We start from the raw sequence: 24,820 nt of genomic DNA, 5'->3' as shown, positions 1-24,820 counted from the left end.
CGCAGCGAAGGTGGCTCGAAGAACGGCGGTCGCAGCTCATCGGCAAGCCGACCGCCCCTGAAACAAAGGCTCTCAAATACACTTGGGTCAAGGACTTAGGTCACGGGATTACTGTGTCCTGCGGCCGGGGCCGATATTTCCGGATCGAGGAGACTGACTTCAAGAAGCGCTACGTTTCGCTCAAGTTCTCGCGTCCGGGATCGCCAGACGCGCACGCGGTGTTCTTCGAATGGGACTCTTCCGGCTTCGTGAGTGCGGTAGAATTTCAGGACGCTGCTGACAGCTACAGCCAGGAGGATTACGAAATGGCAGCCGCCGTTGGACAATGCTGGTCCGACGGATGGGAGAACCCGCTCGACTACGGATCGATCGTCGTTTTCCATCGGCTGGTCATTCCCCATCCCATGCCAGGCTTCTGGGAAACGATGAGGGCCGCCATCAAGCGTGAGTTCTCGCGGCGGAGCGCAATGATGGTGCTGAAGGCATTTCCACTGGAGTGGGAGAACAGGTTCCAGGATCCCGGCGCTCCCGGGAAGGAAGCTTTCGAACGCCGTCTGAAGGCGATGACGAAACACTATCAACGGAACCTCGGAGTTTCACCGATGCCGGTCTCCCCGAGTCTTGGGGAGTGGTTCTGGCTGCCTATCAGGTTCGATGAAGATCCTCAGGAAGGCCCCGAAATGCGGTCTGCATATAGGGTCTGAGGGCCTTTACACCCAGATCGCGTTGACGGAACTCCCTATTCAGGAGAAGAGCCATGATGGAGCTTTCCTCTGTAGTGAAACGTACCGCTTCGCGTGGGGATAGGCATACCATTGATGGGGTCATAAGCTCGCCAGGGGGGTGGCTGGGATGTTTGCGATGAAGTGGCTGGGCTTGCTGGTCGGGATGGCGCTATACTGCTGCACGGTCGCGCAAGCAGCAGAAATCGAGAAGATCGATCTTCCGGGGATCGACGCTCCGCTCATCAGCTTGCGGGGACCGATAGAGCAAGGTGACGGCAAGAAATTCTCGAAACTGTCCGAGGGGCTCAAGCGTGCGTCCGTCATCCTGAAAAGCCCTGGTGGGCTTGTGAAGGAAGCATTGCAGATCGGAGCGACGATCCGGATGTCGGGCTTCTCGACAATGGTCGCCGCCGATCAGGAATGTTTCTCCGCCTGCGGCTTGATCTGGGTCTCCGGTGTCCGACGGTACATGTCCGACACCTCCCTCATCGGCTTTCACGCGGCCTATCGGGAAGAGAACGGCGAGTATCGCGAGAGCGGTGTCGCGAATGCCGAAATCGGCTCATATCTAACCCATCTAGGTCTCCGCATCGAGGCCATACGATATTTCACAACTGCGGGCCCGAACGACTTCCTACTGCTCACCCCCGAGCGCGCGAGAATGCTGGGTATCGAAACCTACAACGTGGATGGGGGCAGCATCACCACGCCGTCGGCAAATCCCACTGTCGATGTCTATGCGGACAGGTTCGTCGCGTATTCACTGCTCCAGTCCAGGTGCGCGCCCTTCCTGCAGCCAGACAGGGCAGCGGTCAAACGCGCTCACGAAGCGGCATTCGCGGAGGGCAACAAACTCGTGGGCGCCGACAAGTGGATCGATCTTTGGACACCGCTTCTCGACGAGGTGAAGGCGGAGCTGAACAAAAAGGGTGCGCTCCTGCTCTGCATCGAGACGGAGGCGCATCTGCGAGGGCAAGGACAGGAAACTGGCGTGGATGGGCCAAGCTTCTCATGCACATCCGCCTCAACGCCCACCGAGGTAACATTGTGCCGGACACCGGAACTCTGGCCGAAAGACCGCGCGATGAATTCCATCTACATGTGGGTGCGAAACAATATCGATAAATCAGTTCGCAAGCGCCTTCTCGAGGTGCAGCGCAGGTGGCTCAAGGACCGCAACGATTGCGGCGGCGACGCGAGATGCTTGAACACCGTCTATGACCAGAGACTCAATGAGCTTCGCGAGATCGACCTGCCAAGCTGAGTGTAAGCCGAAAGACCTCAGGACCCACCGATCAAGTGGGGTCGGTCATCCGTCCTCTCCAGGGATCCTTGGAGGATGAGCGAGGCCAGTGTCGGCATCGGCCGTCCTTCCCGGATCGCCGACAGGCATTCCGCGATCGTGAGCGATCCCATTTCCTCGAGACCGGCCAGGAGACGCATCCTGTCGCCGAGCGCCGCTCGGTAGAACCCGTATCGGAGAAGATCCTCGCATTCCCTAGACGGAAGCTGCCGGCGAACTCGCCCAGCGCCACGGGGCGGTATCGGTGTCCCATGGGTTCGATCACGCTGGCGAACCAGACCGGTGACGATGGCTCTTCCTGGCCGACATCGATCAGGAAAGGACCGCCTTCCGCCGTCGGCGCGAGGAAGTCGACTTGGTATTCGTCGTCGCCAACGCAGCAGCGGTGGCGCGGCGCTCCATCGAACGACATAGGAATCAAGATCAAGCAGGCACGCGAAGTCCCTCGCCTGCTGTGATCGGAACTTGGCGGGGACCATCGCACTTGAAGGTCGCCATCGGGGTATAGGTCGGTGAAAGCGTGACCTTGTGCGGGACAGCATCGTCCCTCCGGTCATTCGAGACTCTCTTCATGCCATCCCTCGAAAACGAAACGCAGAACTGGGCGGCACCGGACGAAGCCGGGAGCGCGTCAGCGTGTTCGAATCGAGTGGCGCGCGGAGGTGTTCATGGGCGGGAACGAATAAAGAACATGCGGGAAGGTGTCAAGGACCTCTATTGCCTTCCATGGGATCGAGATACTGAAGGCGAGCGCGGCCAGATACATAGATGCCTGGGCACCATGCCCCTCTCATCCATATCCAGGGAAGTAATCGCCGAAGACAGTCTGCCAGTCCTCGATCGCTGACCTCACGAAGCCGTAACTAGCGTTGCTTTCAGCGGCAACCGCTTTACGATACGCCTTATGCAGGGCGGCAATGATCTTGTCCGCTTCCGACTTGGCGAGATATGAGGCGACATCATCGCTGTAGCCGGCCGGGTCGGCGACCTTAACCCAGACCTTCCCCCTCATCTTGTCGAACGCCCAACGGGCACCGCTGGCGTAGTCACTGATGGTGACGTCCTGAAGAACATGCCGAACGAGAACTTCAAGGTGGAAGGAGCGAAGTAGGTTCCCATTGGCCCGGTTCCAGCATTTGAGCATCTTGATGAGCGGAACGAGCGCGCCGTTGTGAGCCTTGTTGGATTGGGACCAAAGCTCCACGTGCTTTTTCGGATCGGTAGGGATCCACCGTTTGAGATTGGCATCAGGAATGAGGAAGCCTCCGCCGTTCCGATAGAAGCCCGGCACGACGTCGACCTCGAAATCCGTGAACGTTATGGTCACGGCCTGTCCGTCGGGCTTTATCCTTGGTGTCGAGGGGTATTTCTTCTTGAGCGTGGTCCTTACCGACGTCAGCAGCGTGTGCTGATTCTGGGCCGCGTAGTACCTCGGATCAAGGACGGCGAACACATCAATGTCGGCGCTCTTGAGGGGCGCGATCATCGTGCTGCGGCGATAGGATCCGGTAAGGAACGTATCGAGGACAACGAAGTCCTTGGAGACTGCATCTCGCACATTCTGCTGGCGAGTGGAAGTCGTGCTCTCCTGCAGACTTGAGATCTCCAGATTGGCCTTGAACTGTTGGAAGGCGCCGGCAATGGTCGTGGCCATCGACGCACCTCAGATACCGATGCGAGCGCGTATGCGCTCCCATTCGGTTGTCAGCGTTGGGTTCTGCTCATTGAAGATCTTCGTGGAGAGGAGGATCGCAGCGGTCGATTTGGTTGTCTCGTAGGAGGCGAAGAATTCGATGATCTGGGCCTGAGTGATGGACTTGGATGCCCCCCGACCGCCGTTGAAGAGCCTGTTGAAGTCGTCGAAGAGGTGTTCGCAGCGCATGCGCAGCCATTCCATGCGAACCAGTCGTCCGACGATCTCCCCGCTGAAGATTGCTTGCGCCGCAACGCCGATGACCTCGAGATCGGTGGAGGGATACGCCATCGCCGCAATCCAGACCACGAGATAGCCAAGCGTCGTTATGCGCTGAGACCTCAGCATCTTGCGAACAATGGAGCGCGTGAAGAATACGCTTTCCATGGAATTCGCGGCCAACCTCCTGAGCGGATTCGTCTGGTCGTTATTGTAGTAGCCAATCGTCTCCTCATGCGAAAGCGCGACGCTGAAGCTGTTCGATAGCGCCTCTTGCCGCCTGGCATCCTCAGCCCTTGGGAAGAGGTAGATGTTCTGAACCTGTCCGTGCACGAAGAAGAGCATAGCGGCGATCAGGAACGCAATCTGAAGAGCGGTGCTGGCCTGTGGATGCGCGGCCTTGTCGATGAACAGAGTCACAATGGACAGAATGGAGATCGCCCAAAACAGCCAACGTCCGATGGCGTCCATCATCGCGAGCGGGGCGTAGTAGTTCTTACTGACGGTATCGACCTTAGGCATTCATTCCTCCTCTTACTTGATCACGACGTAGAATGGGGTGCTCTGGCCGACGACACGATCATCGCGTTGCCTGATGATGAAGGCCTCGGCCATATGGACTCCCCGATACTGCAGCCCTTCCCACCGCCGATCGCCATCCGTCGGTTTTTCGAAGCCGCCCCTTCCGCATTTCTGGCCCATCGCGGCGGCGCCTGTGTTCGTGATGCGCCACCGAACGTAGCAGTCGGATGGCACGGTCTGGAACTTGTTGATGCGCACATCGAACCAGAGCCCGCCACTGGGAGCGAGCGCCTCCCCCGAACTGATCCGGTGCCCCCTTCCCTTCAGCTTGGTACCGCTATGCTCCGCAAAGACCTGAACATTGCGCGAGACGGTTTCCGCCATCGGCCAGGGCGGTGCCTGCTGATGTGGTGGCTTGTTGAAGATGGACGGAAGGATTCCCACCCCACAATCGATCACGGTGTCGACAAGTCCGTCAAGATGGGCGGCTGTGTCCATGAGAAGGACCCGTGCGCGATCGGTAACTGAAGCCTCGGCCTTCTTGACGTTCTCGCCCTTTGCGAAGTCATCGCCGAAGACCCTGCGCCATTTCTCAATGCTTTCGGCGCGGCTCGGGGCCTCGATGGCTTCATCGATCCACGTCCGGTACTTGTGCACGAAATTGCGAAAGTTTGCGTACTGGGTGTCGTTCCAAAGATCCGCGAAGTCCTGCGATTTTAGGGACGGGTTCTCCACCCTCGGCTTTTCAGGGCGTTCCTGCAGCCAGTCATCGAGCCGTGCCATGATCGTCTGGAGGGCGCTCGGCGTGTCGGCGAAGGCCGTCGTGTCCTTGTCCCACCACTCGATCCGATGGCCGATCAAGGTCGTCAGCAGAACTGACTGGCAACTAAACCGCTTCTTGATATCGCGGATGTACTTGATCAGCCGCGTTGCCTTCCGGAAGGAGTTGTTGCCGGAGTATCCGTTCTTTTCCTTGATCCAGCGGGTGTACTCGATCGGCTGAGACTCTTCGAATTCGTCGGCGCGCTTGTTGCAGACCTCGAGGGTTCCCTGGTACTTGCGATCCGTCAGCAACGGCGCGATGTCGATCTTGCAATCATCGGCGTAGGTGATGGTGACGCAGTAATCGTAGACGACCGTCATCTCGCCATAGCGCTTGCTATCGCGGAAGACGCTACCGAGTTCTTTCACGTATTGGGCGGCGCTCCAACCGTCGACGGGTTTGACCTTCACGAGCAGGTCAGCGTCGAACTCTCCCTTGTCGACGGGACGGATGATCGTGTCGTGCGCCCACGACCCCTGCTGGATGAATTGAAGGACCTGCGGGTCCCAGTCAGACGCCCTGAGAAAATCTTTGATGGCGTCGACACGAGCTGAGAGCAAGTCGATGCGCGTCTGATTGAGGTTGACGGTATCCTTAAGGAAATCCTTGAAATCATTTACGAGCTTCATGCCTCTTTCCGATCTCGTTCTGGCGCTGCTGCCAAGGTACCTTCTGACCTAACAGCGGGCGTTTCCCAAAATGGTTCACTGTAATGCTTCATTTAGTATCGCTACTCCGAACAAGATGGGGATGTTGATTTCCGGAGTCAAGGCCCATACTGTATAGCTACACCGAACAATAAGAAGCGATGAGAGATTCTGCCATGACCCAGCCCACTTTCGGCAAGAAAATCAAGGAGCTGCGCACGAAGAAGGGGCTGACCCTTGATCAGCTCGCGACTGAGACCGGTTCCTCCAAGAGCTACATATGGGAGCTCGAGAATAAGGACCCTCCGCGTCCGTCTGCAGAGAAGCTCGCCGCCATCGCCGTGGCACTCGGGGTTACCACCGACTATCTCATCGGACGCGAAGAGGTCACGCTCGCTGATGCCGAAGACAAAGCCTTCTTCCGGGAGTATAGCAAGATGCCCGACGATACCCGGGAGAAAATCCGTGCCATGGCAAGGCTTCTTGGAGGCAAGAAGGAGTGACGATCAAGTCGCCGCGGAGCGCCGCCAACAACATCTCGCTAGTACTGAACACTGTCCTCGGCAATGACAGGTTCGACCGTGGCCCTGTGAACGTAGGCGAGCTAGCGCTCGAGTATACGCGACAGATCTCGCCACATAGCCACATTGAGCAGGTCGTCGCGCGTGATCTCCCTGGGTGCGAAGGTGCCCTCGTGCCGGGCGACACGAAGCCGCGGCGCTGGGCGATCATGCATGACCGGAAGCAGAATGCTGGGCGCCGAGCCTACACCATTGCACACGAACTCGGTCATTTTGTTCTCCATCGCCAGCTCGTCGACGAGGATCCGGATTTCGACGGCGGGTTCCACTGCACGAAGGAGGCTGTGGAGCACGGAGCTGGCAGAGACATCGAAAAGGAAGCCAACGAATTCGCGGCGAACCTCCTCATGCCGCTCGATGACTACCGACGCCGCATACCCTCGGATCAGCTTGCGGGCCTCGACCGGCTCGGAGACGCATCGGATCGATACGGGGTTTCGCTGACGGCCGCGACACTGAGATGGCTCGAATACACAACGACAAGGGCGATGGCTATCGCATCCGTGGATGGATTTGCGCTCTGGGCGAAGTCGAGCGAGGCGGCCCTCAAGTCAGGTCGCTTTCTCCGGACTAAAAGCGACCTGTTTGAACTGCCCGCCGCTTCGCTTGCTATTAGCAAGCTGTCGCGAGACGAATCCTTGGAGGGCATTCAGCAGAAGGCAGGCGTTTGGTTTCCGGAGCCGGCTTTCGAAATGTCCATGAGGACAGATCGATATGACTTCGAGCTGACGCTTTTACATTTTGAAGGCAAGGCGCCAGCCTATCAGGACGAGGATGATTTTCAGGACTCGTATACGCAGTTTTTCCGACTGGGGACGCGGGCGTAGACCATGACTGGCTAAGCGGCCTCCAACTAAGCGGTCCCTCGGACAGAGATGAGTTCTGATTGTTGAGAGCTTCATGTCAGCTTTTGACGATCCTGTTTCTGGGGTGGCATTTTGTGTGCGCCACGTAGGCGCACAGGTCTCTAGGGAAGGATTCGAGACGTTTATGGCGTTTTTGCCTGAGAGCTTTAAAGCCTTCCGATATCAGACGGGCATCGACCGCATCTGTGATGCATATCGGGCATCGGCCGATACGATGAGTAAGGCGCTTCGTGACGCTGCCCACGCCTATTCGCAGTACGAGCAAGCCGGTATCGATGACGCGGAATATGATGAGGATGGCATCTTACTTGGTTCCACCGCGCATTCGCTCGCCCAGGCAGAGATGGACGCCATTTTGGCGGTCAGTGTCGTGCGAGAGGCGTTCGTTACAAGCGCCTTTCACTATTGGGAGCGGTCCGCGAGAGCATGGACGAGGCTTCATGGCAGGCGCGATCACTTCGGGATACTGAGTGCCGAGAGCGCAAAAATTTACCCTATCAGTCCGCAGCTCGATAATCTGAATCGCCTCAACAATCTGCTGAAGCACAACAGCCATCGCATAGATCAGACACTCGTTGACACGCGCCCGGATTACTTCGCGCCCCTTTTCCCCTCGGCAAACAATACCTCTCCTCAGAGACTGCGACTGCGTCTCCTCCACGAGCACGTCGAGGAGGCGTTCGATATCGTGAGAGCTTCAGGGCCGACGTATTAGGCCTCACCGCGCGGAATGAAGATGTCAATGGACAAGGGATCCTGTGAAGGTTTCATGCTGGTTCGAAAGGCTCGATCCAGTTTCTGGAGATAGCTTGGAACACAGGTCATTGGACCCACAAAAGGCCACCGAATGCGCAGTTTACGCTGATGCCAAGCAGTGCTGCTTCGGTTTACGCTGACGACCAGCACAGTGCGCGCCAAACCGCTCGCATGAACGATACGCCGCTGGCTTCCTCGACCTTCGCCCAATGATGTAGTCTGAACTACTTGCCCGCGTCATCAAGAACGTCGGTCGCGCCCGCCCGGAGTCCACCGAGGACGATCTTCAACGAGGCGTCCGGACGCCGCTCAAGTAGCAACCCCATTTGCTTGCCGAATCCATAGCACCACGAGCACATGGGATCTGCGGCTAGTACAAGCTCCATTTTCTTTCCTTTCACTCGCTTGCAGGGCGCGCGTCGTAGCCAGGTATGTTCCTCCAGCCGCTTGTAGGCCATCACCAGCCCGCTGCCATCCCAGTAGATCAGCTTCAGCCGATCCGCTTTGCGCGACCGGAACACGAAGACCGTCCCGGTAAACGGGCGCTTCGTGACCTTATATCCCCTTCCTCAGATACACCTTGGCCTCCTTGCTAATATCCATAAGATTATCGATCCCTGAGCTGACATCCCAGACCAGCGTTTCTGATTTTCCGGATGCGTCCGGATACCTAATGCGCAACTGACGGTCGTGAAAATGATTTCGGTCGGAAGCAGCCTGAACTTGAAAGCTGACGGGGACGTTGCCCAAAGCCCTGCCAATAAGCGCGCTCGCTACCTTTTTTTGCTGATGGGGCGGCTCGTATGCGTATTTTCGGGAGTCGCCTTCCCGCCATACCAACACAACGCTTTTCATGCCGACACCGCTTCGCTTCAGTTCTCCAAGGAATTGCTCGAGATATCTTGCGTTGCGCTCCCCGGACAGAAGGTACGGATCACGGATCGTCACCTCTCCGACTCGATCGCGAGCTGCCGCGAACATCTGATTGAACAACCTTGCCTGCCTGGGCTGGAAATCCCAAGTCTTTGTATCGGCAAGTAGGCTGGCGAGCGCATGTTGAGCCAGTCTTGCTTTCCACTTGGTCTCACGAATGGCCTTGGCTTTGCTGTCGGGCAACGAGTTGACGATGTAGACGGCTCCTTGGAGCAAGTCGGCCATAAGTGGAGGCCGATACTCAGTCCAGACCCCGAGTTCGCCGTCGCTGGAAGTCGCCAATAACCTTGGGGTGTTTTGGGAATGGCCGTTCGAATTGAATATCTGGAGCCGACCAGCGCGTTCGAGAAGAGCCAGCAACTCGACGGCTTCGAGACCGTCGGTAGAGAGGCCGGCGAAATGAAGCGTCATGTCGCCTTCCGTGACGATCGATATCTTGCGGTCGGGCGAATTTTCCGAGAGACCTCGGATGAAACGTGCGACGGCTAGCGAACCGCCGCTTCCCTCCGAAGGAAGTATTTCAGGCGCAAAGAAGGTCACTTCAGTAGACCCCCGAAGCTTTTCACCAAGGCCTTCAAGCGAAGGCGAGCGCCATAGTACGGCGTCGTCCGGCACACCTTCGGGAACGGCAGCACGCCCCGCGATTTCATTCATCCAATTGAGAACGGGACGACGATCCAATTCGTCCCAATACATCTGATTTCGATAGTCGCTGAGGCACTGACTGCAGGCGCTTCCGCATTGAGCCGGACAATCAAGTAGAGAGATGGCACGTGCCAGAAGGTTACCGGCGGAATATCGTCCTGCTTCGCAGAGGCGGCGCGAATAGCCTGCTCCGCCCGCCACAGCGTCGAATAAGACGACCGTCGGACGACCATCGTCGATCTGCATCGTCGAAGCCAAATCCCGTCCATCGGCATTCAGGAGCCTTGCTGCTGCGATCCGCAATGCTTCAGCCAGTGTGCGTAGGAACCTAGTCCGGTAGTTTGCAACTACATCCGGATCATCAGCCGTCGGCTCGGGAATCGGCGCATCGAATGCGACGGTTCTGACATCCGTTTCGAACACGTGGCCGAGGCTCACTGGGTGAGACAAAGTCGTGCAGGAGCAACGGTCGCCAGTTCGCGGATTATTGTGTGATGTGGTAACCGCCTTGCCGACCAAAGCGGCTCTTGGCGCAGCCTCGCTGTGTTCGCAGCGCATGCACCTGAAGTAGCCCGCACGATTGGGTCCCCTGTTGAGAACGAACAACTGCCCTTTGGGCTTCACCTCCAAACCCGTCGGCTGTGCCGGCGCGTAGAACGTGCGAACCCTGTCAATTTCGGTTTCCACATAAGCGCCTTCTGGAACGCGAGTAACGAGCCGAGCTTCTTCTGCAGGCCTCTGGCGAATGCGGGAAGATGCAGGATCCCGTCCCTCGCGTTCGGAGTAAGCAGTCATGAATGCTTTTGGCTCTATGAAAGGAGCGCGGTCGAAGGTTCCGCCACCGCACTGCGCGCAGTCTGGCGGAAAGTCTTCGATGAACCGTCTGATTTCGACATGCTGGCAGGATTGGCAGATCCGCGCCTGTTGATCGGGCATGAAATCCTTTGGGTAGCGGACGATCCCAGCGCTCACCCAGATGCGCCCGGCGGCAATCACCTCCGCACCCGGAGCGTATTCGCTGATTGCCATCGTGGCCGCGCGGTCGAGCTGAATTGGACTGTCCGTGGATCCGAACGCCGATGCCGGTCCCGATTGCTGGGTGATTTCAAGTCTGCAGCTATGCACCGGAAAACTGTAGGTGGGAATGACGGCAGCCTTGGATAGCGCCTCAACCAGGAACTGTTCGAGCAAGCGGGTCTGCTCTGCGCCGAGCCTCGCAGCCACGTTGTCACGATCTTGTTGGCGCGCTTCCAATCGCCGATCTTGCAGGGTTTGCCAGCGAATGTGGAAGTCATCGGCAAAATGATCAAGCTGGGATTTGAAGTGACGGGCCAGTTCCGCGTCGCGCAACCCAATTCGACGAAGATCGGAAGGTAGCTGGCCTGCGATCGATGTCGCCTCCCGGAGGGCCACCTGACCGGCTGGCGCTTCGAGGAAGAAATCAACCTGCGCCTTGAACTTCTCGGTCTCGGCGACACCGAAAGCAACTCCGAGCAGGTCGCGCACTCGGGGCGCGCCCGTTCGATCGACATTGCCAATCCTTTTCTCGAGGAAGTGACGCAAAATCGTAGAGACTTGGTGCCGCCTGAAGAAGTCAGGGTTCTCCAGCGAAATGTATGGCACCGCGGGTTTCTTACGAAGGTACTCATCGAAATATCGGAACTGTTCCTGATCAAAATTGCCGTTTCGCGCAACAGTCAGTGCCACAGGGGCGGCCTGCGCGCGCCGCCCTGCTCGGCCCGCTCGTTGTTGATAGTTTGAAATCGAAGGAGGTACGTTGCGGCATACGATCGCCTCGAGATCTCCGAGATCGACACCCATTTCCATGGTTGTCGTGCAGCTTAGAAGGTTGAGATCGCCTTTTCGAAAACTATCCTCGATCTCCTCACGCATCTGCACGCCGATCGCGGCTGTATGCTCTCTGGCGAGACCGGCCTGCGTCCTGCTGTCGATATAGCGTTGAACATAATGGTTCTCGCGTTCGAAAGCTGTTCTTTCGTCCGCAGGCAACGCTTTGAGCAAACCCTCGCATTGCCAAGCCGCGCAATGACCGTTAACCGATCGGATGGTTCGTGTTCCGCATGTGATGCAACGATAAAGAGGATACGCCCTGCCGTCGGCGACCATGATTCCGGAAGGATCGATCGCGCGACCCGAACCGTAGCTTTTAAGAAGCTCCCCTCTGTTGGCACTATGCCAGAAAGCGGAAAGAACCGCAGTGGATTCGGTGTCGCTCAGTTTGAGTTTCTTCACGAGAAACCAACTAAAGCGGTTCTCCCTGGATCCCGGAAGCAGTCCCACGGTCGCACCGGCTTTGGAAGTCTTGCGCTCTACCAGAACCCGATATCTCTGGTCTTGTCCCTCTCCCCAGATCGAGCTGTCCTCCAGATCGAGTTCCTCGTCGAGATTTGAAATGATGCGCTGGCGTCGGAGAATGTCCAAGAACAGGCGCACTAACTCAGACGCGTACGGCCGCGTCGATGGAACGGCAGCGGAAATCGCTGCTGCAATTCTCTCCATCTCGGATGTCTTATAGTCGACAAATGCAAGCCCGAGGGCTTCGATGGAGCTACGTGTTGCGCCGCCACGGCAAAATTCGCCGGTGATTATATTCAGAAGTCTGCGTTTTGCCTGGCGCGTATTGAGGCGCTCCAGAGAGCCGGGGCGAAGAAGTCGAAAATCACCGCCTCCGGACAACAGACGTTTTCGGGTTTCGTCGGTAAGATCGGTAAGATCAAGTGGCTCTGCTACTTTCACCAGCGAAGAGTAAATGGCAGCCCTAATTGCTTGATCTCTGCTCGTCCTCTCAAAAAACGGGGCGAAGAATGCTGCATCTTGTCTGTTGTCAGAAAAGACAAGGAGCCTACGTCCACTCATCGGTTTTGGTTCGCCGTCTCCACGGCTGGGGGGCAGCGCTTCGATTAGCTGCTGTGTCGCTACTGCGGCGTACGCGTCATCACCGGGATGGAGACTGGAGATTGGCTCGGCAAAACGCCCGCCATTATCACCACAAGAAGGGCATTTCGGGAGCATCCATGTCCTGCCGTCTTGCGATTGAATCAGGCCCACGGAATGTAGACACACAGATTCTGGAAGAGCGGTGGGCGTCACGTGACCCGTACCAGGATCGACAAACAGTTGCTCCATGTCCATTTCGCCGCTGTCGTCATCGTCGGTGTCGGTATCCAGGCCCGCAGCAGAGGGGGATATCTGAAGGATCCGACGCGTCGCCCCTGCGCGTGGCTTTCCTGACAACGTAGCTCCTTCCTCCCAAGCCTCAAGGAACGGTTCGCCACAATTTCTGCAAATCATGATCGGAAAATATGGTCGGCCATCGTCTGCCGCGTATGAGCGCTGCGGGCGGAAGTCCGTCCATTTTTCAGGATTATCTTTGTCAAGCGCTACGACCCCGCCCTCTATGCCGCTCACGGCAAGATGATAGCGGGCTGGCAGCAGAGGAAATTCTGCGGGGTCACGTTTTGCGAGAACACCGAGAGCAACGATCCCTCTCAGCGCCTTTTCCCTCAAGTCCGCCTCGGCGTTCGGGAACAAGCGTGATGCGATCCGCTCGAATTTGTCCAGGCCCTGCGAAAGGATCAACGCCAGATCTCGAACGGCCGTGAAGGAAAGAGCTAGCTCAAACAACTCGCTATGAACGTCTGCTCCATCGACCTTGAAGCAATCGTGCTCGGCGCACATCCGGTTCCACATTTGTACGGTCTGGTCCGGCAGGCCGTTGAAATCCTGGATCATGTCACAGAGAAACGCCCATTGGCGCGGCTCCAGTCGTACGTGCGCTGATGCCTTCTCGAATCCCGGATGACGGAGCCGCCTTCCTCGAATTACGGCGTCCTCGGGATTTCCAAATGGCTCTCCGAAAAGGCTTTCGGCGAAATCGACCAATTCATCGAGTCGTTCTTCGTCAAGGCTCGCGCTGGTGCCAATGCATCGAATCTGACCGGGTTTGATACCAAGCCGGGTTTTCAATTTACGCAGAAGAAAGGCGACCTCTATCGCCTGCGCGCCAGCGTAACTATGGACTTCGTCTAATACGAGAAACTGTATATCCGAATTGGCGAAAAGCGGACTGTTGCGCGGTAGAAGCAACAGATGCTCGAGCATCGCGTAGTTGGTGACAAGGATCTGTGGCGGCGTCTCCAGCATTTCCGCGCGTGACAAAAGCCAGCTTCTGGAGATTTTGCCGGGGTGACCAAGCGCCTCCATGAGAGCTGGATTGTCTAAGAGGCGTTGTTCTTCTTCCGCCCGGTTCGTATCCGACTTTATTTGGCCCGTAAAGCGCCCGAAAGTGATGCCCGGATCGCCCAACTCGTTCAGCAAAAGTTTGGCGATCCGGTAGTAGAGCTGATCATTTGCAAGCGCGTTCAGTGGATAGACGAGGATAGCCCTGACACCAGGTTTCTTGTCGTGATTCCTCAAAAGCGCGTCGATTAGGGGATAGAGAAAGGCTTCAGTTTTCCCCGACCCGGTACCGGTGGCGACAAGGTAGTTCGCTTCCTTGCTTCGAGCGATCGCCGCATCTTGATGACGATGAAGTTGTCTTTCGAAAAGCCGGCGCGCGCCGGTATCCGCCATCTTCCGCCACTCCGCAGCCAATATGCCCTCATCGACAAGGCCGCTGATGCTGCGCCTTTTTTCAAAGTCCGGAAGGCTTTCCAGGTATGGCCCCTTTACGAGTTCCATTCCGCTACTTTGAATCCTGCGGCGTACGGCTTCGGCGAGCCGCGGAGCTTTTTCCTGAGAGATTGGAACCGCCGTTGAAATGTAACGGGCGAGGGTGTCACTAAGGCTGTCGCGCAGTTTAAGTGGGTCAAGATCGGTCATGCGGCTTCAGATCTCCGTACTAGCTCCCAAAGGAGCAAATAGAATGCGAATAGGTCGGGGGCGAGCCGGAGGAGAAAGCCCACATCGGAAAGAACCTCCGAAGAAGGCCGTTCAATCTTCATTGTCAGCGTTTCCCAAAACTGACGGCTCTGGCCCATTCGGGCGTGACGGCATAATTCCGAGACGAAGCCGGGTAGTGCGGTCGATAGAGTCAATCTTTCGGATAGGCCCTCGGGAGCCGGGAGTGCGGCCTTTCGCAACTCGCGTTGGCCGGAATTGACTAGCTGATTGAGCCGTTGAGTTCTGAGCCCATTTTGTTCCTGCCCGTCGGGAGCGATCGTTTCAAAACGATTCACAAATCGCTGCATGCACCAACTGTGATGCCTGAGCGTAAGTCGTTGATCCCGGGGCTTCCAGAAGGCAGCCAGTTCCGCATCTCCCGCGGAAGCATTGGCCACGTAAGTGGATATCTCAAAACCTCTCAATCGAGGCGCGCTCTGACGCGCTTCCGTCGCAAAATTGGCAAAGGACGTGTAGAAGATCGGCGACACCGAAAATGTGGCCATGGCATCTGTGATGTTACCCATCTCCGCCAGAATATGAAGTTTGAAGAGCTCCTTGAGATCTTCATCACATCCCTTAAGCCCTTGAAAAGAGACGAACGAAGACGACAGCAGATCCGGGTCGATTTCGATGGGATGATGCAAAGGGACCCAAGTACTGTTCGCGTCCAATGGCATCGGGATGGTCAGGCTTCGAAAAAGCGGATTCGTTTGCTCTGCATTCCGAACAAGTTCTGAACCAGCGCCCTTCCATAGAGACTGACAGGTTCTCAACGCCGATTCTGCTTCGGTAGCATGGCACCGATTCAAAAACTCTGTCGTCCCCATATAAAGTTTCTCGGATAGGCCCAGCTCGCTCAGCTCTTGAATAGTAGGAACTCGAGCGGATATCAGCAAAGGGAACGTATCTCCGCGTGAAGACCTGAGCTCCGACCATCTCTCGTGTCCGGCGTGAAGAACCCAAATGATTCCTATACCTATGTCTGGCCACCCCGGACTTGGTCTGATTGCGAATTCGACAATATGGTCGTTATCTGAACGAGATGCCTGCTTTACCGTGATCTGATCGGCCGCATCCGCAAGCTCTTGACCTAAATACAACTCCGGGCGGGCCACAAGCTCGCTGGTTACAAGATCGGAAATCTCGACACGAATCCCGGCGATCGGGACACGCAGCCTGAATTTAACCGATGTGCGACCCTTGCCGCGGTCTCGCTCCACTGAAAAGTCGCTAGGCGTTGTCGATGCAGAAATCCGGACTAGCGAGCGTACGGCGTTGACGTCACCGTCCGGCCAGAGGTTCACGTGATCATGAGGAGCGGGCGTGGCAAGGGACGCCAACGGGATTCGACGTGTCCCGCTTCTTCCGAAAGCCCCGGGAAAGACCGTTCCTCGAACGTCAAGTGCCGCATTGAGATCGTCGCTCCGGATTAGAAGTGAGGACGTGGTGTTGGGAAGAACCGGTAGCGACGCACCGTGTTGCACCTCCCTCTCAAATCCATCTTCGTCGACGATCGAAACCGTGGTGCCGGGGCGGTAAACAGCAAACGACTTGGAGTCCGGCGCTCCGGCGTGACTACCGAACACCACGGTTGCTAAGCGATAGCTCTCACTCAGATCCAGGTGGAGCCGATTATTGTCTACGACGAGATGCTGGCACTCTTTTATTCGAATATTTCGTGGGATTGGCCCGTCGAATTTGACACCATCGATTAGACTTCGCAGGCCTGGCCATATCCACGTGCTTGATCGGAACAATACGCGGTTTCCCGCGCCAAACCCGACCGAGACCTGCAAAGGCCCCGCTAGCCCGGCCTGAAGCTTTTCAAGTAGCGGAATTTCAACTTCCGCTCCCTCCGGAATACTCAGAAATTGGTCGCTCGCAAACGAAGGGTGTGAAAGCTGGAGGACCAGGTCGCCTTCCGGCCTTCCGTTGGGGAAACGAACGACCAGCGACGAGGGCATGCCAAAGAGATCACCAGCGCTGCCGCTTGCGATCTTCTGGGCATTGATCTCCACCGCGGGCCGCATGGGTGGCTTTAACTGGACGGTCCGGCTTCCCGCGTTCAGTTCAATACCAGAACCCATTGCCATGATAAGTGCGTGAGCCGAAGATCCTAGCTCGAAACTCATCGAGCCGTTGGCGGTGAACTGCCGTCGTCCGACAATGGCTACTTCGGTGGATCCTATAGAGGCGGCGATATGATCAAGCTTGTTGTTCAGCACTTTCAACTGACTGCCGGAAACCGGGTCAAAGAGAAAAATCGGTAGCTCCTCAGAAGGCAGCGAGAGAACGAATTCGCCCTCCCTGTCTTCTCTTGTCCAGGTTATTTCCACGGGCCACGGAGGTGTTAGATGGAGCCGCCGGCCAGGTCCAACCCACTTTCTCCGCCCATTGAAGGCGACATAGACACCGGCAGCGGCTGGGGCGGCGAGCACGAGGGAATCCTCGACAAAAAGGAGGCGGACCGGTTCATCAAGCGAGGCTCGACTGAACTTTCCAGACTTCTCTACGCCATCCACCTGTTCCGCAAAAGCCGCTTCGATCGTGCTCGTGGCATGGATTCCCGACCGTAGTCTTGCATAAAGCTGGGAGTAGAAAGCGCTCTCATCCCAATTCACGATATTTCGAATTCGGGTTAGCCCCGGGTTTGCAAAGTCGACAGCTCTTCGCTCCCAAGCCTTCAGGCGTTCAGTGTCATCATCTACAGGGGTACCTATAACGGCTTCAGCTCGTACGAACGCCTCAGCTAGGTATTTGAGTTGATGCAATGCAACACCTGACTGGACGATATAATCGTCGACATGCTGTCGCCCGTCGCCGCTCGCTACCGTGAGCCCAAGCTTGATGCACGCCGACCTGAATCGTTTGTTTAATTCCGGCCGAAGTGTTGCCGGAAAGCCAGACAGTCCAAGAGACTTGCAGATCGGTTCATAGATGCGATGAGTCTCTGACCCGTAGTCGTTGGAGAGAGCTTGCACCATCAGCCAGCAAGTGGCGGCAGGGAACTGTCGAATGATGGTCACAGCTTTTTCCGGGACGCCGCCTATGATCCGGGGTATCTCCTTTTCGATGAATTTCCGGTCCCGATCTGTGATTGGAGCATGGGCAATAAACGGGGGTGCCCCTGCGGACTTGAGAGCGCGACGCAATGCGAGCTCTGCGGCGTTTAGCTGTATCAGACTGTTATTCATAGAACTTTGCGACGCCCCCCGGTGTCAGATACAAGACGTCAACTCCGCCTCGAGATAAATCCATCAAGGGGGTCTCAATCGTCACTTTCTTATTTAAGCGTAAAAGATGCGGTTTGCTCCTGGAAGCGAGAGCACTGGTTGCAGAACGAAGATATTCAATCGTCGGCCAAGCTGGCGACCGCACACGTTCGCTGCACTCCAGGTTGACGTCCTGCATCTTCGAGCGCGGGGCAGGATTCATTTGACGGTAGTGTCCCTGCCCTTCCGGACGAGCATCCAAGGATACACGATCTCCTTTGGCATCTGCCCACGGAACCTGTAGCCTTCGTTGATTATGTGCCAGGCCTGACCACCAAACTTGCCCATGCCCGGGAGCGTGAACAACTTTCGATCGTTCTCCAGACTTTCCCAAAGCGTCCAGATCAGTAGGTGTTCGATTTGCTCGAGGGCGGGCTTAATACGATCCACATTCTTAGACTGTTCCTCATCGAGAAAGGCATAACTCAAGCTTGTTTCGCCCCGTCGGCTTGCCAAGTCTCTCGCTTTCGGATGATTTCTAAACCGATTCGATGGAGTCGCGGACAGACCGATATAGCAAATCCGGTCGCGCCGCTTCATCGAGTGATGGTTTCGCATAATTGCGTAGAGCAATGGCCGATCATCATCAAAGAATGGTCTGCAACTGATCTTGTCCAGTATCTGGGGCTTGGACCAGAACAGTGTGGCCTTCTTATAGAGGGGCCGATTTGCTCTGTTTGTTAAGCCTTCGAGCGTGTTGCCGAAATCGGCCGGCTCGAATCCTGGAATGTAATTCACGATGGGCTCCGATAAATAACCTGGATACCGAATAATAAACCTGAAGCTGTAAATCTTTCATTATATTCCGAGAGCCGCGGCTGACCCGCGCAGACCGCAGTGGCAGATGCAAAGAGCTTTGCGAGACTTGGATCGGTCGTGCATGGTTCAATTAAATATAACGGGTTTTGTGCCGAAGGGAGGATCGCCGTGAGTGCATTGCGTGAGATGTTTAGTCGGGCATTGAATGAGTTCCTGAAGGAGGAACGCGCGTTAATTGCAAGCAACGCCGCCGAGCGTGCTTGGTGTGGGCGTTTGGCAATGAAGCTTGAACGGGGGATAGAACGGCAGCATCTCCAAGGATACTACGCTGACGTAGATTACAATCGAAAGCAGAATGGCCAGTTGAAAACCATTAAAAACGGGAACGAGAAAGTCATCGTGATCGTCACAGACATCATCGTGCACAGCCGAGGCGAACTTGCTCCGCGTGACAATCTCGTAGCGATAGAGATGAAGAAATTTAGACGTCCACGTGCGGAAAAAGCCCTGGATCGCGAACGGCTCGCCATTTTGACTACGCCTCCCGAAAGAAACGAAATCTACAGTGGGGACGGCGGTGTCACGCATCCCGAACACGTTTGCGGCTATGAACTTGGCGTATTCCTCGAAATTGACCCAACTTTGATGAAGTATTCGCTTGAGCTTTTCGAGTCGGGTAGCGTTACAGGGTTTGCCAGCGGCAGTTTCTGACGTCCGCATCGTCCTTTTCATCGTGTGGCATGCCAGCCTCCGTTTTTGAGACCGCTCTTGCGAGGACGTGACCGATCAGATTCGCATCTGTCGAAACGCGATTTGGCGTCAGCACACCACATGGCGGGGACCAGTTCAATGGAAAAGGGTTGGTTTGTCCCACTCACAGGCCTGGGGCGCGTAGGATCCGCGACATATCGAGCATCCCACCCCCCTGGATTTGAATCCTCCACGAAAGGCTCATCCGGATCCAGCCGGTGCGCAACCGCTTTTGCTTGAGCCATTTATCTAGTCTGGGTCTACAGCCCGCTTCCTAAGGGGTTCTCTGCGTTTGCCTTGACCCACGATTTTGCGTCCGACCCGGCGGGACTCGAGTCCTGTTTTCGACGGTGCTGCACCGAGCCTTTCGCCGCCGTGCTCCGATTTATTAGTCGGGCCGACGTTGCCAGCTTTGCCCTCATCGTTCTTTTCATCGTTTGGCATATCGGCCTCCGACATGGTTGCCTGCGAACTCATCTAGGATTCATCGCAGTGCCAAAGTGGTCACCATCGACGTCGCGGTCCCGCCGAGATCACCTCTCCCAGGTGGCGTGTGTCGACGGATTTAAGCCGCCTTCGCCAATCCACCGCGCTCAATCTTCACCATACGATGGGTCACCACATCGGCTGCCAGTGCAAGGACTCGCTCGCGTTCCTCCGTCATCATTGAAAGCATGCGCTCGTACTCCTCTCCGATAATCTGCGAGACCTCCACTTCCAGCCGTTCGGGCAGAGGCTTGTCGGCGAGTTCCTTGACGGTGCCCATGAAGACTGGCGTTTTGCCCAAACCGTAAGATCCAACCATCCGCCGAGCGACAGCCGTTGCTCGCTCGACATCGCTGCCAATCGTGCCGCCAGAACCGATGGACGGGTCTCCAAACACCGCAACCTCTGCAGCCATCCCGGAAAGGCTCACCGCTATCCGGTTGCGCAAAGTCGTGGCGGTTGGGAAGTAGTCCGGGACCAGATCGTACGTGGTTGTCCCACCGAGGAATCCGTCCAAGCTCGGATCGAAACTGTCCTTGATCTCGATTATCGCACCGGTCGCATGCCCGAGCGCTAGTGCTGCCAACGCATGTCCGGACTCATGGACCGCGAGCCTCAGGCATTGCTCCGGCGTATAGCGCAGCTTTTCCGGAAGCTGCGCTTCCAGGTCACGCAGCTCAAGTTCCCTATCTTCACTCCTTGCTGTCCTTAGAGCATCTCGAACCAGGCGTTCGAGATCCGCACCCGCCTTCCCATCGAGATCCTCGGCAATATCAACCAAGGATTCGAGCGGCAGGACACCACCAGTATGATGGTTCAGAATTTCCGCACGCGTCAGTTTGTTCGGCAACGAAAGGGTGAAATGGTCCTCAATCCTTCCGGCACGCAGGATCGCGGAATCGATCCAGTCGGGGTAGTTCGTGGCAGCCACCACTATGACTCCCTCCCCAAGGCCCGACAGGAGGGTCAGGAAATCTGTGACAACCACCTGCCAATATTGATCGCCGTGATGTCCGGAAGGACGGGCCAGCCTCGTACCAATTGCGTCGACTTCATCGATGAAAAGTACGGCGCCCTTTGCGTCATTCACGTTCTGGAAAGTCGTTCGCATCGCCGCCAACATATCATCCAACGTGCCGGTCGATTGCCAGGCGCCGACCGTTGTGGAAACCAGCCTCATCCCCAGGGCGGTTGCAAGCGCGGAAGCGAATAGAGTCTTGCCCGTACCGGGTAGTCCCGAAACCAATACTCCGGCTCGGGCGAGCTTCCATTCCAGCGTCCGTTGACGCCAGCGAGATACATTCTCCATCAGATCCCTCGCCCAGGGCTTAACCTCATCGTAACCGGGCAGGTCGAACAGATTGGGGCCGTCAGTTTCCAGCGTGTCGAAACCGTCGATCTCTTGAATCTTATCTTCGGTAAAAGTTGGCTTCAGAACCGCCGCTAGCAAGACGTTCTGAGGCCGCTTGATCAACATGGTTGCAACGCTGTCCGAGAACGGCGCTTTACCTGAAAGGCGCCGGACGGCGTTGATGTGCTGTGCTGTCGGTGGCTCGACAAACAATACTGCGGTGGCCGCGAAGCGCACGTCTTTCGGAACCTCTGCGATATCTCTGGCGATCAGTATGTCGAGGCCCTTCAGATTGAATATCGATACCAGCATATGGGGAGCGCCCTTCTTCCGGGCGGGGTTCGCGAGGCGCACTCTGACCTCTTTATCCACCCAGTCATCGCGTGCAGCACCGATGATCGCAAAGGCGGCTGCTTCGTATTCCTCAGTGCGATATCCCTGAGGAACAACGAAGATCAGGAAGCCATTGACGCCATACCGCAGTCGGCCGATCGCTCTCGTGGCACGAACCAAGCCACAACCTGCTAGGAAAACACCTGTATCCTTTGAAAGCTTTTCGTTTCGGGCCTTCGCATTCACGAACTGCATGCTAGTTCCCCCTGCCCTGATCGCGCTTGGACAGGCGATACCAGTTGTTCATCGTCCGCGCGATGCCGCGATCGGGATCCAAGTAGAAGAGCTGACTGGTTATGATCTCCTTGCCGTCGTGAAGACGGGGATGGCCGCTCACGATCCCCGATAGCGCGTAGGCGCGTCCGAGAACGGCCCGATAGCTATCCAGTAATGGCGCATTGGCAATGCTGCCCCTTTCGATTTCGCCCGCATTCGCTCGGCGAATGTCCTCCAGCAGGCGCTCTGTCGCTTGGCTGTCTATCCATTGGAACATGGTCATCCCTCGTTGACATCGATTCGTCCGCGACAGCATCGCCGCGGCCTCATAATGCGACTCAATGGTACTTTTTGACCGATCGGAAGCTTTTTTGTGCCATGGAATGGTACGTGTCAACTATTATTTGCGCGGTGAAGGATTTGATGACACTCAATCCTACATGAGACCGCCGCCCCGTCTTCTCTTAGCTGCACGGCTACTCCTTGGTCAGACGCAGGCCGAGGTCGCTGCCGATTCCGGGGTAAGCCCGAAGTCAATCTTCAAGGCAGAGAACGGAACCGCTGGCATCGTGAGCGTCGAAAAGCTGATGCGCCACTACACTGCGAAAGGTGTGTCGTTCATCGAGCCGGGTCCGAGTCCGGGGTGGGGAATCCAGACCGATTTTATCCAGAAGGATTACGACTCAGAGAGCGCAGCGCTCGGTCAGTAGCCATCCCGTCCGAATCGCAGACTTGCAAACCGCTCCACGCCCCACTTGTTGCATCCGCTCCAAATAGACGGCTTAAATCGGCGATGTCTCTTTCTCCTAAGCAAAGTCTCAATTCGCTGGGCTGGGAGTTGGCGAAGCGCTAATGGCGCGACCGATGGCGTGGCTCTAACCCTTTGATATTTAAACCATTTGATATTTACCGGCGCGACTGAATGCGATTTTGAAGCCGCAATTCGTATCGAGAAAGTCCTCGTTGGCTGCAGAGTTCCAAGTAGTTGGTGCCGGCATCCTTTCCGCCGGCGGATGCGCCCTATGAAACGGTGCCCAACCGCATCAAAAAAAAAAGCGATTCAGGCCTGCTTTGAGACCTTCAGAAGCAGAACCGGAGAATGCTTTTGCACGAAACCGAGGGAGTTATTTGATGAAATAGCTCGATATTTTTCACCAACCCCTGCACCAAATATGATAGCGAAAACAAAGGGGTGACCTACAAGGTGTATCAATTTTTTCGGTGAAAAGATCATTTTGGACTGATCCTATAACAATGGTGTCGCCATCGACCGCCGGGCGCACCGCGATCATTCAATATCTCTGATGCTATCCATAAGTTCTATTCGTTTGAATGATGAGTTTTCAAAGCCCATATTGGGATCATGGACATGGACGAACCTCCCATTGACGACCATGCCCCTGACCCAAGAAAGGAACCGGAAAATGACCACGCTCACCTATCGCGGTGGTGGTAAGTCCCTCACCTCCAGTGAAAGCCGCTTCGATCTGGCACATTATGCCCGTAAGCTCGTGCTCGCCTGGACGCGCTGGCAGACGGCCCGCGAAATCGAAGCCATGCCCTTCGACATTCGCAAGGACATCGGCTGGCCGAGCACGGACGACAGCAAACACCGGACCATGTAATGAATGCGACATTCCTCCCAAAATAAGGGCGGCGTCTGCGTTGTGCAACGCCGCCTTTTTCGTCTCTTGACCCCGTGTTTTCGACCTGTTTTCAGCGTTGAATTTCAGTCGCCTATCAGCCCGTCATCTGCCCTATCCGCGGCCATTCCGGTAGTTTGACCAGCCAAATCGCGGGCGATGTCGCATATTTGCTCTTCCCGGCCGCATTTTTCCATGCCAGTGTCGCTTTCAGGACATCGGCGCGACGCATTCCGCGCAACGAATGTGTCATCGCCCCTCGAGCATGGATTTCGCTATGAACAGGATGCAGATCAAGAAGCGTTCGGTAGTCTTCTTTATGGTACCGCAATTCACCATGCTGCCCTTTTCGGCGGCCGTGGACACCTTGCGCATCGCCAATCGCATGCTCGGCTATCAGGCCTATACCTGGCGGCTGACCTCCGTCGATGGAGAAAAGGTCTATTCTTCCTGCGGCATCGGCGTCGAGGCCAATTCCTCGCTTGCCGAGGAACGCCGTCATCTCGGCGGCGAAAATCGGCCGGGCATGGTGCTTGTCTGTTCCGGCATCGATGTCGAGCAGTTCAACAACAAGTCGGTCAATGCCTGGTTGCGTGAATGCTACAATCGCGGCGTTGCCGTCGGCAGCCTCTGTACGGGCGCGCATGTGCTTGCCCAGGCCGGCCTCCTGAACGGCAAGCGCTGCGCCATCCACTGGGAAAACCTGCCGGGCTTTTCGGAAGCCTTCCCGCAGGCGGAGGTCTATGCCGATCTCTACGAGATCGACGGCAATCTCTACACCTGCGCCGGCGGCACCGCCTCGCTCGACATGATGCTGAACCTCGTCGGCGAAGATTTCGGCGAAAGCCTTGTCAACCGTATCTGCGAGCAGCATCTGACCGACCGCGTGCGCAACCCGCACGATCGCCAGCGCCTGCCGCTGCGCGCTCGCCTCGGCGTTCAGAACGCCAAGGTGCTGTCGATCATCGAGCTGATGGAAGGCAATCTCGCCGAGCCGCTGTCGCTGATCGAGATCGCCGATGGCGCCGGCCTCTCCCGCCGCCAGATCGAGCGGCTGTTCCGCCAGGAGATGGGCCGCTCACCGGCCCGCTACTATCTGGAAATCCGCCTCGACCGTGCGCGCCACCTCCTGGTGCAGTCCTCGATGCCAGTCGTCGAGGTCGCCGTCGCCTGCGGCTTCGTCTCGGCCTCGCATTTCTCCAAGTGTTATCGGGAACTCTACCATCGCTCGCCGCAGCAGGAGCGCGCCGAGCGCAAGATGACCATGGCGACCGCACGCCAGGCGGTTGCGGCCTGAGATATCAACGACGTCATGCTCGGGCTTGCCCCGAG

Annotated in this window: 17 protein-coding genes and 1 pseudogene; 9 read left to right on the top strand and 9 right to left on the bottom strand. The window is 56.7% G+C overall.

From position 1 onward, the window contains the following. The first annotated feature begins 218 nt into the window (after positions 1–218). Positions 219–704 carry a hypothetical protein gene (locus tag C3Y91_RS30780; protein WP_168576174.1) on the top strand — a complete coding sequence of 162 codons (486 nt, stop codon included), beginning with the start codon at positions 219–221 and terminating at the stop codon, positions 702–704. Positions 705–861: 157 nt separating this feature from the next. Further along, complete coding sequence (locus tag C3Y91_RS30775; protein ID WP_168576173.1) at positions 862–1,989, top strand: hypothetical protein; 1,128 nt, start codon at positions 862–864, stop codon at positions 1,987–1,989. 829 nt (positions 1,990–2,818) lie between these two features. Here the strand turns inward: C3Y91_RS30775 and C3Y91_RS30770 are convergent. Genes C3Y91_RS30770 through C3Y91_RS30760 form a run of 3 tightly spaced genes read right to left on the bottom strand, consistent with a single transcriptional unit; the run spans position 2,819 to position 5,914 of the window. After that, positions 2,819–3,682 carry a CBASS oligonucleotide cyclase gene (locus C3Y91_RS30770; RefSeq protein ID WP_168576172.1) on the bottom strand — a complete coding sequence of 288 codons (864 nt, stop codon included), beginning with the start codon at positions 3,680–3,682 and terminating at the stop codon, positions 2,819–2,821. 9 nt (positions 3,683–3,691) lie between these two features. After that, positions 3,692–4,462, bottom strand: a complete 771-nt coding sequence (locus tag C3Y91_RS30765) for a hypothetical protein (RefSeq protein ID WP_168576171.1) — start codon at positions 4,460–4,462, stop codon at positions 3,692–3,694. Between the two features lie 12 nt (positions 4,463–4,474). Next, positions 4,475–5,914 (bottom strand): SMODS domain-containing nucleotidyltransferase, encoded by a 1,440-nt coding sequence (locus tag C3Y91_RS30760; RefSeq protein WP_168576170.1) that lies wholly within the window; start codon positions 5,912–5,914, stop codon positions 4,475–4,477. Between the two features lie 194 nt (positions 5,915–6,108). Here C3Y91_RS30760 and C3Y91_RS30755 point away from each other — a divergent pair, with 194 nt between their 5' ends. The 3 genes from C3Y91_RS30755 (at position 6,109) to C3Y91_RS30745 (ending at position 8,094) form a co-directional block, all read left to right on the top strand. Then, a complete protein-coding gene (locus C3Y91_RS30755; protein WP_168576169.1) occupies positions 6,109–6,435 on the top strand; it encodes a helix-turn-helix domain-containing protein in 327 nt (108 codons plus the stop codon). After that, positions 6,432–7,340 carry an ImmA/IrrE family metallo-endopeptidase gene (locus C3Y91_RS30750; protein ID WP_343227751.1) on the top strand — a complete coding sequence of 303 codons (909 nt, stop codon included), beginning with the start codon at positions 6,432–6,434 and terminating at the stop codon, positions 7,338–7,340. Before C3Y91_RS30755 ends, C3Y91_RS30750 begins: the two co-directional genes overlap by 4 nt. A 73-nt stretch (positions 7,341–7,413) precedes the next feature. Beyond that, positions 7,414–8,094, top strand: a complete 681-nt coding sequence (locus tag C3Y91_RS30745) for a hypothetical protein (protein WP_168576168.1) — start codon at positions 7,414–7,416, stop codon at positions 8,092–8,094. Between the two features lie 265 nt (positions 8,095–8,359). Here C3Y91_RS30745 and tnpB read toward each other — a convergent pair. From tnpB to C3Y91_RS30725, 4 genes and pseudogenes are all read right to left on the bottom strand, one after another. Continuing rightward, positions 8,360–8,677, bottom strand: a pseudogene (tnpB, locus tag C3Y91_RS38225) (IS66 family insertion sequence element accessory protein TnpB); the annotation flags it as partial. Positions 8,678–8,690: 13 nt separating this feature from the next. Continuing rightward, a complete protein-coding gene (locus C3Y91_RS30735) occupies positions 8,691–14,555 on the bottom strand; it encodes a DEAD/DEAH box helicase (RefSeq protein WP_168576166.1) in 5,865 nt (1,954 codons plus the stop codon). Continuing rightward, complete coding sequence (locus C3Y91_RS30730; RefSeq protein ID WP_168576165.1) at positions 14,552–17,812, bottom strand: hypothetical protein; 3,261 nt, start codon at positions 17,810–17,812, stop codon at positions 14,552–14,554. The genes C3Y91_RS30735 and C3Y91_RS30730 overlap by 4 nt, the downstream gene beginning before the upstream one ends. Before the next feature lie 237 nt (positions 17,813–18,049). Continuing rightward, positions 18,050–18,628, bottom strand: a complete 579-nt coding sequence (locus tag C3Y91_RS30725) for a hypothetical protein (protein WP_168576164.1) — start codon at positions 18,626–18,628, stop codon at positions 18,050–18,052. A 99-nt stretch (positions 18,629–18,727) separates the two neighbouring features. Here C3Y91_RS30725 and C3Y91_RS30720 point away from each other — a divergent pair, with 99 nt between their 5' ends. Beyond that, positions 18,728–19,360 (top strand): hypothetical protein, encoded by a 633-nt coding sequence (locus C3Y91_RS30720; protein ID WP_168576163.1) that lies wholly within the window; start codon positions 18,728–18,730, stop codon positions 19,358–19,360. 604 nt (positions 19,361–19,964) lie between these two features. On the opposite strand, the gene C3Y91_RS30715 is transcribed toward C3Y91_RS30720, so the two are convergent. Together C3Y91_RS30715 and C3Y91_RS30710 are read right to left on the bottom strand one after the other, a co-directional pair. Continuing rightward, positions 19,965–21,824, bottom strand: coding sequence for an AAA family ATPase (locus C3Y91_RS30715; RefSeq protein ID WP_168576162.1), 1,860 nt, complete (start codon positions 21,822–21,824; stop codon positions 19,965–19,967). Between the two features lies 1 nt (position 21,825). After that, positions 21,826–22,128, bottom strand: a complete 303-nt coding sequence (locus C3Y91_RS30710) for a DUF6634 family protein (RefSeq protein ID WP_168576161.1) — start codon at positions 22,126–22,128, stop codon at positions 21,826–21,828. Positions 22,129–22,186: 58 nt separating this feature from the next. Here C3Y91_RS30710 and C3Y91_RS30705 point away from each other — a divergent pair, with 58 nt between their 5' ends. From C3Y91_RS30705 to C3Y91_RS38795, 3 genes are all read left to right on the top strand, one after another. Further along, positions 22,187–22,555 (top strand): helix-turn-helix domain-containing protein, encoded by a 369-nt coding sequence (locus tag C3Y91_RS30705; protein WP_168576160.1) that lies wholly within the window; start codon positions 22,187–22,189, stop codon positions 22,553–22,555. A 714-nt stretch (positions 22,556–23,269) separates the two neighbouring features. Next, on the top strand, positions 23,270–23,470 hold the full coding sequence (locus C3Y91_RS30700) for a hypothetical protein (RefSeq protein WP_024322122.1): 201 nt from the start codon (positions 23,270–23,272) through the stop codon (positions 23,468–23,470). 295 nt (positions 23,471–23,765) lie between these two features. Further along, on the top strand, positions 23,766–24,785 hold the full coding sequence (locus C3Y91_RS38795; protein ID WP_003540607.1) for a GlxA family transcriptional regulator: 1,020 nt from the start codon (positions 23,766–23,768) through the stop codon (positions 24,783–24,785). The last annotated feature ends 35 nt before the right edge of the window (positions 24,786–24,820 follow it).

The sequence above is a fragment of the Rhizobium ruizarguesonis genome (assembly GCF_012349115.1).
GTDB lineage: Bacteria > Pseudomonadota > Alphaproteobacteria > Rhizobiales > Rhizobiaceae > Rhizobium > Rhizobium ruizarguesonis.
Note: the sequence above shows the minus strand (reverse complement) of the source record. Positions and strands in the feature narration are given on the sequence as shown.